Source organism: Pantoea sp. SGAir0430 (assembly GCF_043549295.1).
Genome location: NZ_CP039427.1, coordinates 3,090,881 through 3,104,156, shown reverse-complemented (window position 1 = coordinate 3,104,156; position 13,276 = coordinate 3,090,881). Strand labels below are relative to the sequence as shown.

7 protein-coding genes, 2 tRNA genes, 2 rRNA genes and 1 riboswitch are annotated in these 13,276 nt (G+C 55.2%); of the genes, 2 read left to right on the top strand and 9 right to left on the bottom strand.

The genetic code is table 11. From position 1 onward, the window contains the following. Nucleotides 1–35: 35 nt before the first annotated feature. The 6 genes from E7738_RS14670 to btuB all read right to left on the bottom strand — a co-directional run bounded on the left by E7738_RS14670 (nucleotide 36) and on the right by btuB (nucleotide 8,125). Nucleotides 36–2,938, bottom strand: a 23S ribosomal RNA gene (locus E7738_RS14670). A 198-nt stretch (nucleotides 2,939–3,136) separates the two neighbouring features. Then, nucleotides 3,137–3,212: transfer RNA gene (locus tag E7738_RS14665), tRNA-Ala, on the bottom strand. A 149-nt stretch (nucleotides 3,213–3,361) separates the two neighbouring features. Continuing rightward, nucleotides 3,362–3,438 (bottom strand) — tRNA-Ile (locus E7738_RS14660). Nucleotides 3,439–3,512: 74 nt separating this feature from the next. Further along, nucleotides 3,513–5,054 (bottom strand): 16S ribosomal RNA (locus E7738_RS14655). The 16S and 23S rRNA genes sit together here with 2 tRNA genes alongside, the layout of an rRNA operon. Before the next feature lie 394 nt (nucleotides 5,055–5,448). Further along, nucleotides 5,449–6,300, bottom strand: a complete 852-nt coding sequence (gene murI, locus E7738_RS14650) for a glutamate racemase (protein WP_040679621.1) — start codon at nucleotides 6,298–6,300, stop codon at nucleotides 5,449–5,451. After that, the gene (btuB, locus tag E7738_RS14645) at nucleotides 6,245–8,125 is read right to left on the bottom strand and encodes a TonB-dependent vitamin B12 receptor BtuB (protein WP_136547368.1); all 1,881 of its coding nucleotides are present in this window, start codon (nucleotides 8,123–8,125) and stop codon (nucleotides 6,245–6,247) included. Before btuB ends, murI begins: the two co-directional genes overlap by 56 nt. Nucleotides 8,126–8,193: 68 nt before the next feature. Further along, nucleotides 8,194–8,375: riboswitch (cobalamin riboswitch) on the bottom strand. 112 nt (nucleotides 8,376–8,487) lie between these two features. On the opposite strand from btuB, the gene trmA reads away from it, so the two are divergent. Beyond that, entirely contained in the window at nucleotides 8,488–9,591 is a 1,104-nt protein-coding gene (gene trmA / locus E7738_RS14640; RefSeq protein ID WP_058775573.1) for a tRNA (uridine(54)-C5)-methyltransferase TrmA, read from the top strand. A gap of 34 nt (nucleotides 9,592–9,625) precedes the next feature. Here the strand turns inward: trmA and E7738_RS14635 are convergent, their stop codons facing one another. Together E7738_RS14635 and fabR are read right to left on the bottom strand one after the other, a co-directional pair. Then, the gene (locus tag E7738_RS14635; RefSeq protein ID WP_021506823.1) at nucleotides 9,626–9,982 is read right to left on the bottom strand and encodes a YijD family membrane protein; all 357 of its coding nucleotides are present in this window, start codon (nucleotides 9,980–9,982) and stop codon (nucleotides 9,626–9,628) included. Nucleotides 9,983–10,000: 18 nt separating this feature from the next. Continuing rightward, entirely contained in the window at nucleotides 10,001–10,645 is a 645-nt protein-coding gene (gene fabR, locus E7738_RS14630) for an HTH-type transcriptional repressor FabR (RefSeq protein ID WP_031279587.1), read from the bottom strand. Between the two features lie 193 nt (nucleotides 10,646–10,838). Here fabR and sthA point away from each other — a divergent pair, with 193 nt between their 5' ends. Next, nucleotides 10,839–12,239, top strand: coding sequence for a Si-specific NAD(P)(+) transhydrogenase (gene sthA, locus E7738_RS14625; RefSeq protein WP_021506825.1), 1,401 nt, complete (start codon nucleotides 10,839–10,841; stop codon nucleotides 12,237–12,239). On the opposite strand, the gene oxyR is transcribed toward sthA, so the two are convergent. Further along, on the bottom strand, nucleotides 12,222–13,139 hold the full coding sequence (gene oxyR / locus E7738_RS14620; protein ID WP_021506826.1) for a DNA-binding transcriptional regulator OxyR: 918 nt from the start codon (nucleotides 13,137–13,139) through the stop codon (nucleotides 12,222–12,224). The two genes, sthA and oxyR, sit on opposite strands and share 18 nt — an antisense overlap. Between the last annotated feature and the right edge of the window lie 137 nt (nucleotides 13,140–13,276).

Below are 13,276 nucleotides of genomic sequence, written 5' to 3'. Positions count from 1 at the left end.
TCCGGTCTCTCAGACCAAAACGCCTCTGGCGTTGTAAGGTTAAGCCTCACGGGTCATTAGTACCGGTTAGCTCAACGCATCGCTGCGCTTACACACCCGGCCTATCAACGTCGTCGTCTTCAACGTCCCTTCAGGACCCTCAAGGGGTCAGGGAGAACTCATCTCGGGGCAAGTTTCGTGCTTAGATGCTTTCAGCACTTATCTCTTCCGCACTTAGCTACCGGGCAGTGCCATTGGCATGACAACCCGAACACCAGCGGTGCGTTCACTCCGGTCCTCTCGTACTAGGAGCAACCCCCCTCAATTCTCCAGCGCCCACGGCAGATAGGGACCGAACTGTCTCACGACGTTCTAAACCCAGCTCGCGTACCACTTTAAACGGCGAACAGCCGTACCCTTGGGACCTACTTCAGCCCCAGGATGTGATGAGCCGACATCGAGGTGCCAAACACCGCCGTCGATATGAACTCTTGGGCGGTATCAGCCTGTTATCCCCGGAGTACCTTTTATCCGTTGAGCGATGGCCCTTCCATTCAGAACCACCGGATCACTATGACCTGCTTTCGCACCTGCTCGAGCCGTCACTCTCGCAGTCAAGCTGGCTTATGCCATTGCACTAACCTCCTGATGTCCGACCAGGATTAGCCAACCTTCGTGCTCCTCCGTTACGCTTTGGGAGGAGACCGCCCCAGTCAAACTACCCACCAGACACTGTCCGCAGCCCGGATTACGGGCCTACGTTAGAACATCAAACATTAAAGGGTGGTATTTCAAGGTTGGCTCCACGCAGACTGGCGTCCACGCTTCAAAGCCTCCCACCTATCCTACACATCAAGGCTCAATGTTCAGTGTCAAGCTATAGTAAAGGTTCACGGGGTCTTTCCGTCTTGCCGCGGGTACACTGCATCTTCACAGCGATTTCAATTTCACTGAGTCTCGGGTGGAGACAGCCTGGCCATCATTACGCCATTCGTGCAGGTCGGAACTTACCCGACAAGGAATTTCGCTACCTTAGGACCGTTATAGTTACGGCCGCCGTTTACCGGGGCTTCGATCAAGAGCTTCTCCTTGCGGATAACCCCATCAATTAACCTTCCGGCACCGGGCAGGCGTCACACCGTATACGTCCACTTTCGTGTTTGCACAGTGCTGTGTTTTTAATAAACAGTTGCAGCCAGCTGGTATCTTCGACTGGCCTCGGCTCCGGGAGCAAGTCCCTTCACCTACGCGCCAGCGTGCCTTCTCCCGAAGTTACGGCACCATTTTGCCTAGTTCCTTCACCCGAGTTCTCTCAAGCGCCTTGGTATTCTCTACCTGACCACCTGTGTCGGTTTGGGGTACGATTTCGTGTTACCTGGAGCTTAGAGGCTTTTCCTGGAAGCAGGGCATCAGTTACTTCACCGCCGTGGCGGCTCGTCGTCACGCCTCAGTGTTAAAGAAGACCGGATTTGCCTGGTCTTCACACCTGCACGCTTAAACCGGGACAACCGTCGCCCGGATAACCTAGCCTTCTCCGTCCCCCCTTCGCAGTAACACCAAGTACAGGAATATTAACCTGTTTCCCATCGACTACGCTTTTCAGCCTCGCCTTAGGGGTCGACTCACCCTGCCCCGATTAACGTTGGACAGGAACCCTTGGTCTTCCGGCGAGCGGGCTTTTCACCCGCTTTATCGTTACTTATGTCAGCATTCGCACTTCTGATACCTCCAGCATGCCTCACAGCACACCTTCAGCGGCTTACAGAACGCTCCCCTACCCAACAACACATAGTGTCGCTGCCGCAGCTTCGGTGCATGGTTTAGCCCCGTTACATCTTCCGCGCAGGCCGACTCGACCAGTGAGCTATTACGCTTTCTTTAAATGATGGCTGCTTCTAAGCCAACATCCTGGCTGTCTGTGCCTTCCCACATCGTTTCCCACTTAACCATGACTTTGGGACCTTAGCTGGCGGTCTGGGTTGTTTCCCTCTTCACGACGGACGTTAGCACCCGCCGTGTGTCTCCCGTGATAACATTCTCCGGTATTCGCAGTTTGCATCGGGTTGGTAAGCCGGGATGGCCCCCTAGCCGAAACAGTGCTCTACCCCCGGAGATGAGTTCACGAGGCGCTACCTAAATAGCTTTCGGGGAGAACCAGCTATCTCCCGGTTTGATTGGCCTTTCACCCCCAGCCACAAGTCATCCGCTAATTTTTCAACATTAGTCGGTTCGGTCCTCCAGTTAGTGTTACCCAACCTTCAACCTGCCCATGGCTAGATCACCGGGTTTCGGGTCTATACCCTGCAACTTAACGCCCGGTTAAGACTCGGTTTCCCTTCGGCTCCCCTATGCGGTTAACCTTGCTACAGAATATAAGTCGCTGACCCATTATACAAAAGGTACGCAGTCACACCCGAAGGTGCTCCCACTGCTTGTACGTACACGGTTTCAGGTTCTGTTTCACTCCCCTCGCCGGGGTTCTTTTCGCCTTTCCCTCACGGTACTGGTTCACTATCGGTCAGTCAGGAGTATTTAGCCTTGGAGGATGGTCCCCCCATGTTCAGACAGGATACCACGTGTCCCGCCCTACTCGTCGGACTCACAACTTATGCATCTTCGTGTACGGGGCTGTCACCCGGTATCGCGCGACTTTCCAGACGCTTCCACTGATGCACAAGCTGATTCAGGTCCTGGGCTGCTCCCCGTTCGCTCGCCGCTACTGGGGGAATCTCGGTTGATTTCTTTTCCTCGGGGTACTTAGATGTTTCAGTTCCCCCGGTTCGCCTCGTTAACCTATGTATTCAGTTAACGATAATGCACAAGTGCATTGGGTTTCCCCATTCGGACATCGACGGCTGTAGCGGTTCATATCACCTTACCGTCGCTTTTCGCAGATTAGCACGTCCTTCATCGCCTCTGACTGCCAGGGCATCCACCGTGTACGCTTAGTCGCTTAACCTCACAACCCACAGGCGTTTTGCAACGCTGCGGACTGCAAGCATTTGAGAGACTCGAACGCATCGTTGCTTCATTCTTATTACGGAGAATGAATACGACGCGTCGTTTCAAATTTTCAGCTTGTTCCGGATTGTTAAAGAGCAAATACTTCGCAGCACACCGTCGCCGGTATACTCTGAAGTAAGTTTCAGTACTGTAATGGTGGAGCTAAGCGGGATCGAACCGCTGACCTCCTGCGTGCAAGGCAGGCGCTCTCCCAGCTGAGCTATAGCCCCATACAGTCACTGCAGAGACCATCTACATCCACTCACCAGGAGTCACGTTTCTCACACGGGAAATGTGATTTCGTCTCAGGCAAGGCATGTTTTCGCGAAGCATAGTGAACTATGCGAGCCGGAAACATAACGCGGCATGAGAAGAAATCTGGTAGGCCTGAGTGGACTTGAACCACCGACCTCACCCTTATCAGGGGTGCGCTCTAACCACCTGAGCTACAAGCCTGTAGAGGTTTTTTCTGCTCGTTACTTTTCTATCAGACAATCTGTGTGAGCACTTCGCGGGAAGGTATCTTCAGGTAAGGAGGTGATCCAACCGCAGGTTCCCCTACGGTTACCTTGTTACGACTTCACCCCAGTCATGAATCACAAAGTGGTAAGCGCCCTCCCGAAGGTTAAGCTACCTACTTCTTTTGCAACCCACTCCCATGGTGTGACGGGCGGTGTGTACAAGGCCCGGGAACGTATTCACCGTAGCATTCTGATCTACGATTACTAGCGATTCCGACTTCATGGAGTCGAGTTGCAGACTCCAATCCGGACTACGACGCACTTTATGAGGTCCGCTTGCTCTCGCGAGGTCGCTTCTCTTTGTATGCGCCATTGTAGCACGTGTGTAGCCCTGGCCGTAAGGGCCATGATGACTTGACGTCATCCCCACCTTCCTCCGGTTTATCACCGGCAGTCTCCTTTGAGTTCCCGGCCGAACCGCTGGCAACAAAGGATAAGGGTTGCGCTCGTTGCGGGACTTAACCCAACATTTCACAACACGAGCTGACGACAGCCATGCAGCACCTGTCTCAGAGTTCCCGAAGGCACCAAAGCATCTCTGCTAAGTTCTCTGGATGTCAAGGCCAGGTAAGGTTCTTCGCGTTGCATCGAATTAAACCACATGCTCCACCGCTTGTGCGGGCCCCCGTCAATTCATTTGAGTTTTAACCTTGCGGCCGTACTCCCCAGGCGGTCGACTTAACGCGTTAGCTCCGGAAGCCACGCCTCAAGGGCACAACCTCCAAGTCGACATCGTTTACGGCGTGGACTACCAGGGTATCTAATCCTGTTTGCTCCCCACGCTTTCGCACCTGAGCGTCAGTCTTCGTCCAGGGGGCCGCCTTCGCCACCGGTATTCCTCCAGATCTCTACGCATTTCACCGCTACACCTGGAATTCTACCCCCCTCTACGAGACTCAAGCCTGCCAGTTTCAAATGCAGTTCCCAGGTTAAGCCCGGGGATTTCACATCTGACTTAACAGACCGCCTGCGTGCGCTTTACGCCCAGTAATTCCGATTAACGCTTGCACCCTCCGTATTACCGCGGCTGCTGGCACGGAGTTAGCCGGTGCTTCTTCTGCGGGTAACGTCAATCGGCAAGGTTATTAACCTCACCGCCTTCCTCCCCGCTGAAAGTACTTTACAACCCGAAGGCCTTCTTCATACACGCGGCATGGCTGCATCAGGCTTGCGCCCATTGTGCAATATTCCCCACTGCTGCCTCCCGTAGGAGTCTGGACCGTGTCTCAGTTCCAGTGTGGCTGGTCATCCTCTCAGACCAGCTAGGGATCGTCGCCTAGGTGAGCCATTACCCCACCTACTAGCTAATCCCATCTGGGCACATCCGATGGTGTGAGGCCCGAAGGTCCCCCACTTTGGTCTCGCGACGTTATGCGGTATTAGCTACCGTTTCCAGTAGTTATCCCCCTCCATCGGGCAGTTTCCCAGACATTACTCACCCGTCCGCCACTCGCCACCCAAAGAGCAAGCTCTTCTGTGCTGCCGTTCGACTTGCATGTGTTAGGCCTGCCGCCAGCGTTCAATCTGAGCCATGATCAAACTCTTCAATTTAAGTTTGATTTGCTGCAACGAGTGCAGCGATGCTCTGTGAATTAAACTTCGTAATGAATTACGTGTTCACTCAGCAAAGACTTGATATTTTTTACGTCCGGAGACGCTGATATCAATCCTGCGAGTGCCCACACAGATTGTCTGATAAATTGTTAAAGAGCAGTGCCGCTATTTCTCAAGCGGCGCGGGATGCGTATATTACGCTTTCCGCTTTCTCAGTCAAGCATTTATTTTTGCTTTTCTGAAGGTTGCCGTTAAGGGCCACCTTACTAACAGGGCGCTTCGTAAGCCGTTGTGCCGTGTCAGTGGAGGCGCATTATAGGGAGTTCTTTCGGGCTGACAAGGGCTAAATGCAAATTAATTTTCGAATGCTGTTTTTTTCGGCGAAAGCCCGTCAAATCGCCAGTTTTTCCAGCAGCGGGAAGCCATAACGCTGCAAAACCGGTGATAATTGCACCACTTCGTCATCCATACGCGTACAAAATGCCACATTTTGTCCGCTGGAACGCGCCTGAGGCGCTTCGTGCTCTAACAACCAGGCGGTGCGCCGTGCAATGGCTGCGCCCGAATCCACCAGCCGGGTGCCGTCCGGCAACACCTGCTGCAGCTCTTCACGTAACAGCGGGAAATGGGTACAACCCAGCACCACGGTATCCGGCGGCTCCTTCATGCGTAGCCACGGTTGCACTGCGCGACGTACATCGTCCAGCGACACCGTTTCTCCGTGCAGTTTGGCTTCCGCCAGTTCAACCAGTTCCGCCGAGCCCAGCATTTCGATTTTACATTCGCGCGCAAACTGCGCCACCAGCTCATGGGTGTAAGGCCGTTTCACCGTGCCGCGCGTGGCCAGCAGGCCGACCACGCCGTTACGCGTCAGACGGGCCGCCGGTTTAATCGCCGGCACGACGCCAACGACCGGGAATTCAAAGCGCTGACGCAATGCTGGCAGGGATACAGTACTGGCGGAGTTACAGGCGATGACCACTAACGCCAGCGGCACGCGCTGCACGATAGCCTCCACCACCGCCACGACCCGCTCAACAATGTACTCTTCGCTTTTTTCACCGTAAGGGAAACCGGCATTATCGAAGGCATAGAGATAGTGCAGGCCCGGCAGCAGTTGCCGGACCTCATCATAGACGGAGAGCCCACCGACGCCGGAGTCAAACACCAGCACGGTGGGGCGCAGATCAGAAGCTGTAGCTGGCGCTGAGATAGTACTCCGTTCCTGGAGTTTGATAGCCATACACTGTCTCGTAGTCTTTATCGAACAGGTTGGCAATTCTACCACGAACGGTGAGCTGTGATGTGACCGGATACGAAACTGCCAGATCCCATAAACTTACACCGCCCAGTTTGACGCGTTGCGGGGTAAAGGCGTGGTTGTAATCCGTATCATAGCGATCGCCGAGATAATGATAGGTCAGTGACCAGTCAAACTCATAAATCGTCCAGTCGAGCTGGTATTTCACCTGCTGCTTCGCACGGCGCACCAGCGGTTGATCGGTTTCAGCATCGCGCGCATCAACATAATCGTAAGAAATCTGATGGCTAAGCGGACCGGTATCGAACGACGCCGTGGCTTCTACGCCCTTAATGCGCGCTTTATCGATGTTGTAATAGATATAGGTGGTGGGATCGCTATCAATCAGATTATCGATATCGTTACGATAACCGGATACGCGCCAGTTTACCGGCCCGGTCAGGCCAGAGAAGCCCGCTTCCCACTGTTTACTCTCTTCCGGCTTCAGGTCGCTGTTGCCATAAGAACCATACAACTGGCCGAGACGAGGCGCTTTATACGCCGTCGCGTAATTGGCAAACACGCTATAGCCATCAACAAACGCCCACGACGCCCCGCCCTGCCAGGTGCCGTGCCAGCCAAACTGGCTGTTGTCGTCACCGCGTACCGCGCCTTCCAGCGTTACGCTGCCCAGCTGCTGCTGGGTGGTGGCATAAATGCCGGTGTTACGCAGCTCAGTACTGTCAGCCACGTAAGCGGTGCCGGGTTCTGTGGTCTGTTTCTGCCAGTCCACGCCCGCGCTTACGCTGCCCTGCGCCACCTGCAACGTATTGCCCCACTGCACATTGTACTGCTTGCTGTCATCCAGCGTGGTCGACGGGCCGTAGCGGCCTGTACGCGGATCATAGTTATAATCTTTGCTGCGGCTGTAGCTGGCGATCAGCTGCGTCGAATAAATGTCGTTGCTGTAACGCAGGCCGCTGTCCCAGGTCTGGCTGTAGAGCTGACGGGTATCGTTTAATCCGTTGATGTTGAAACTGTTATCGTAGCTGTAGGTGCCGTCGTAGGCCGTGCGGTTGTCAAAACCGTAGCCGCGAACAAAGCCGCTCAGCCCGTCACTGAACTGGTGCTCCAGCGCGCCATACAGTGTCTTGTTCATGAAGCCATCGCGATCTTTCTGCGCCGGATCGCCATACACATCCGGCAGGTTTGCCACCACATCATAGCCGCGCGTATAGGTGTAGTTGCCCGCCATGGTCAGCGTTGTGGCTGCGCCCAGCTGCTGCTGGGTAGAACCTTCATAGTTTTGATAGCCTTTCGAGCCCACGCCCGCGCTCAGCGTCGTGCCCGGCTTATCACGACCGGTGATGATGTTCACCACGCCGCCAATCGCATCGGAACCATACACCGCCGAGCGCGCACCGCGCACATATTCGATGCGCTGGACCAGAGAAAGCGGAATCTGGCTTAAATCAGACGATCCGGACACACCCGCCTGGTTTAGCCGGATACCGTCGATGAGTATAAGTACGTGGCTGGAGTTGGTGCCGCGCACAAACAGCGAGCTCAACTGGCCGAGGCCACCGTTCTGCGCGATGTCCACGCCAGGCAGGCGACGCATCACGTCCGTCAGGCTTTTAGCCTGCCAGCGATCGATATCGTCGCGGGTCACGACTGTCGTCGGCGCGAGAACGGAGGAAACCGGCTGCAAAAACCGGTTGGCGGTAACGATTTGCGTATCATCATTCTGCTGCGCGTAGCCAGATTGCGCCCAGAGCGACAACGCCGTTGCACTAAAGGCAAACAGCGAAGCGTGTGTTGTTTTCATTGTTATAGCATCCAAAAGACGAAGCAGGATGCCGCAGGTCCGGGATCGATAGCACGCGATGATCTCAGAAGTTGCGACGTCACACCGGCAGGTCTTCGGGCTGGGAATCATAAGTGGTGAAGACTTCCCATCCGCGAGGACAGTGTCTGCAATTGCGATCACCACGACATTCTTTTACCGCTGCGCGTCAGCTCCAGATTCACACTGGATTCCCTTTTAACTCAAGGAGGCCGGCAGCCGCAGTCTACGTTTAAGAAGGCCGGAAATCCAGACAGCCAGCCTTCCTGCACTGTCCGGGACTGGACATCAGCAGGTGAATGCCTACAATCGCCCGGCAGGCAGGCTTAACACCAGGATTGAAGATGACACCCGAACAGCTCCCGATTGAACAATACGACGCGCAACTGGCGGAAAAAGTCAGCCGCTTACAGGCGATGATGGCCCCCTACGCAGCGCCCGACGTGGAGGTGTTCCGCTCGCCGGTCAGCCACTACCGTATGCGCGCCGAATTCCGCATCTGGCACGACGGTGACGATCTTTATCACATCATCTTCGATCAAGAGACCAAACAGCGTATCCGCGTCGATCAGTTTCCGGCGGCCAGCCAGTTGATCAACACGCTGATGCCAAAGTTGATCGCCGCGATCCGCGATAATCGCGCGCTGCGTTTCAAACTGTTCCAGATCGATTATCTCTCCACCCTCAGCAACCAGATCGTGATTTCACTGCTGTATCACCGCAAGCTGGAAGCCGACTGGACCGAAGCCGCGACTGCGCTGCGCGATAGCCTGCGTGCAGAAGGGTTTGATGTGCAGCTGATTGGCCGTGCCACGAAAACCAAAATCTGCCTCGATCGCGATTACGTCGATGAGCGCCTGCCGGTGGCCGGTCAGGAGATGATCTATCGTCAGGTGGAGAACAGCTTCACTCAGCCGAATGCGGCGATGAATATTCAGATGCTGGAGTGGGCGCTGGACGTGACGCAAGATTCGCGCGGCGATCTGCTGGAGCTGTACTGTGGTAATGGCAATTTTTCGCTGGCGCTGGCGCGTAACTTCCGCCGCGTACTGGCGACGGAAATCGCCAAACCGTCGGTGGCTTCGGCGCAGTACAACATCGCGGCCAACCACATCGACAACGTGCAAATTATTCGTATGGCAGCCGAAGAGTTTACCCAGGCGATGAACGGCGTGCGCAGCTTTAACCGTCTGGAAGGCATCGATCTCAACAGCTATCAGTGCGAGACCATCTTTGTCGATCCGCCGCGCAGCGGGCTGGATGACGAGACGGTGAAGATGGTGCAGGCCTATCCGCGTATTCTCTATATTTCCTGTAATCCGCAGACGCTGTGCGACAACCTCAGCGTACTGAGTGCCACGCATACCGTCACGCGGCTGGCGCTGTTTGACCAGTTCCCTTACACCCACCATATGGAATGCGGTGTGTTACTGACGCGCAAAGCCTAAAAAAACGGGAACCCTGCGGTTCCCGTGATTGTTTTCAGTGCTTGTTCTTGCTGCGGCGGAAGCGCATGGCGATCCAGAACACCAGCGCCACCATCAGAATGGTCGGGATGAAGTTAGACCCGATATCCGGATATTCGGCACGCACCAGCGCGCTGTACACCAGAATCCCCAGCAGAAAAAATGCCGCCGCCAGCGAAGGCATGCCGTCCGGCATATTGCGGTTGAGATAGCGCTGATGCAGACACCACGCGGCAAGGCCAAGGGCGATCAGCGGGAAAATCGAAAAGGGAACAAAGGTGCTGAACAGCACCGAAAAGGAGCCGTTGATAGCTAAACCGGTGATAAAAGCCAGTAACAGCGTTCCTTTATCGCGAGGGTTTTGCTCAATCATTTCATTATCCTTATCACATTACTCTTCGGGGGTTTCCAGGGTAACCGCCAGGCGCTCTTGCTCCCGGCGATACCAGTAATACGCGCCTTTGGCGATCATTCGCAGCTGCAGCACCAGACGCTCTTCCAGTTTGCGCCGCTGTTCGATATCCACATCCAGCGCTTCCGCGCCGGCGCTGAACACAATCGTCACCATCGCTTCCGCCTGCGCTTCGGTAAAGCTGCGCGGCATGCGGTTTTCCAGCTCAAGGTAGTCGGCCAGTTCAGCGATAAAGTGCTGAATCTCCCGCGCGACCGCCGCACGAAAAGCCGCTGAGGTGCCGGAGCGCTCGCGTAGTAAGAGACGAAAAGCGTTGGGATTGTTCCCGATGAACTCCATAAACGTGGCGACCGAGGTTTTAATGATGCTGCCGCCTTTGGCAATGCGCTGGCGCGCCTGGCGCATCAGCTGGCGCAGCATCAGGCCACTTTCATCGACCATCGTCAGGCCGAGCTCATCCACATCGCGAAAGTGACGGTAAAACGAGGTCGGTGCAATGCCGGCTTCGCGTGCCACTTCGCGTAAACTCAGGCTGGCAAAACTCCTTTCTGCACTTAACTGACTGAATGCCGCTTCAATCAGTGAACGTCGTGTACGTTCTTTTTGTTGCGCTCGAACGCCCATTTTCCCGGCCTTGTGAGTAATCAGGCAGGCACTATAACAAACTTTTCAGCGTACAGCGGCGCAAAGTTTGTGACCGCCTGTTAACCTCACTGATTGTCAAACTTTGCCAATTTACGCTGTTAGAATTCAGATGTGCGCGGCGAGATGTTAGAATCTCGTTGTAAAAATGTATAGAAACATAGGACGTACTGGTATGCAAAAGTCTTACGATTACGATGCCATTGTGATTGGCTCCGGTCCGGGCGGCGAAGGTGCGGCGATGGGGCTGGTGAAGCAGGGAGCGCGCATTGCAGTGATCGAACGCTACCACAACATCGGCGGCGGTTGTACTCACTGGGGAACCATCCCTTCCAAAGCTCTGCGTCACGCTGTCAGCCGTATCATCGAGTTCAATCAAAACCCTCTCTATAGCGATCACACCCGACTCCTGCGCTCCTCGTTCGCCGACATTCTGAATCATACTGAGAACGTCATCAGCCAGCAGACTGCCATGCGTCAGGGCTTTTACGAGCGTAACCGCTGTGAGCTTTATCAGGGCGACGCCCATTTTGTTGATGCCAACACCATCGAAGTGGAACAGCCAGACGGCACGCGCGAGCGCTTAACCGCAGAGAAGTTTGTCATCGCCTGTGGTTCCCGCCCGTATCACCCGGCGGACGTCGATTTTACCCATCCGCGCATTTACGACTCCGACTCCATTCTCAACCTGCATCATGAACCCGGCCACGTCATCATTTATGGTGCGGGCGTGATTGGCTGTGAATATGCGTCGATTTTCCGCGGCCTTAACGTCAAGGTTGACCTGATCAACACCCGCGATCGCCTGCTGGCGTTCCTCGATCAGGAGATGTCTGATTCGCTCTCTTATCACTTTTGGAACAGCGGCGTGGTGATTCGTCACAACGAAGAGTTTGAGAAGATTGAAGGTGTCAGCGATGGCGTCATCATGCACCTCAAGTCCGGCAAAAAGGTCAAAGCCGATTGCCTGCTGTACGCTAACGGCCGTACCGGTAATACCGATTCACTGGCGCTGGAAAACGTCGGGCTGGAAGCTGATGGCCGTGGACTGCTGAAAGTGAACAGTATGTATCAGACCGCGCAGCCGCATATCTATGCGGTGGGCGACGTGATTGGCTACCCGAGCCTGGCCTCTGCCGCTTACGATCAGGGCCGCATTGCCGCGCAGGCGATCATCAAAGGGGAAGCCACCGCGCACCTGATTGAAGATATCCCGACCGGGATTTACACCATTCCGGAAATCAGCTCCGTCGGCAAAACCGAACAGCAGCTGACGGCGATGAAAGTGCCGTATGAAGTGGGCCGTGCACAGTTTAAGCATCTGGCGCGCGCGCAGATTGTCGGCATGCACGTCGGCAGCCTGAAGATCCTGTTCCACCGCGAAACCAAAGAGATTCTGGGTATTCACTGCTTTGGCGAGCGTGCGGCGGAGATCATTCACATCGGCCAGGCCATCATGGAGCAGAAGAACGGCGGTAACACGATTGAGTATTTCGTGAACACTACCTTCAACTACCCCACCATGGCCGAAGCCTACCGCGTGGCGGCGTTAAACGGCTTAAACCGCCTGTTTTAACGAACGGTCCAGGTAACCCTGCATGTGGGTTTTAATTGCTTCTGCCAGCTGCTCATAGCGGCTGCGCAGAGGCGATCCCGGACGATACACCAGCGCGATGGTGCGCTGCGGCACCGGTTTGTAACACGGCAGATAGCACACGCCATCACGTACGCGCTCATTCGGTACCGCCAGCGACGGCAGCAAAGTGATACCGCTGCCGGCTGCTACCATGTTGCGCAGCGTTTCCAGGCTGGTCGCGCGGAAATGGGTATCTTCATCAGCGCCGGCTTCGAAACAGAAGCCCATCGCCTGATCGCGCAGACAGTGACCATCTTCCAGCATCAGCAATTTCTCACCGGCCAGATCCGACATCGGCACACGATCGCGATCGTGCCACGGGTGATCCTGGTAGATCGCCAGCTTCATCGGCTCATCAAACAGCGGCACTTCAATAAAAGCTTCGCTCTCTTTTACCAGCGCCAGAATGGCGCAGTCGAGCTTACCGCTGTCGAGCTGCGCCAGCAGCTGCTGCGTTTGCGCCTCGTGCAGATACATCTCGAGTTTCGGGAAGGTCTGATGCAGCATCGGAATAATATGCGGCAGCAGATAGGGACCGGTGGTCGGAATCAGACCAATGTGCAGCGGCCCGGACATGGTTTCGCCCTGCTGGCTGGCCATCTCCTTCAGTACCTTCACTTCACGCAGCACGGTTCGCGCCTGATCCACCAGCAGCAGTCCAGCCTGAGTAAACAGCACTTTACGGCTGGTCCGTTCCAGCAGCATCACACCCAGTTCATCTTCCAGCTTGCGAATCTGCCCGCTCAGGGTCGGCTGGCTGACATGACAGGCATCAGCGGCACGACGAAAGTGGCGATGTTCCGCCAGCGAAACCAGATATTCCAGATCACGAATGTTCATTGATAGCCTCCAAACCACGATAGCCCGTGGCGATAGATAGAATAGCAATGAACGATTAGCCCTATCAAGCGGTGAACAGGAATAATACCGGCCATCTGATTAAGACCACAGATTGTTAAAGCGGCTAATGCAGACAC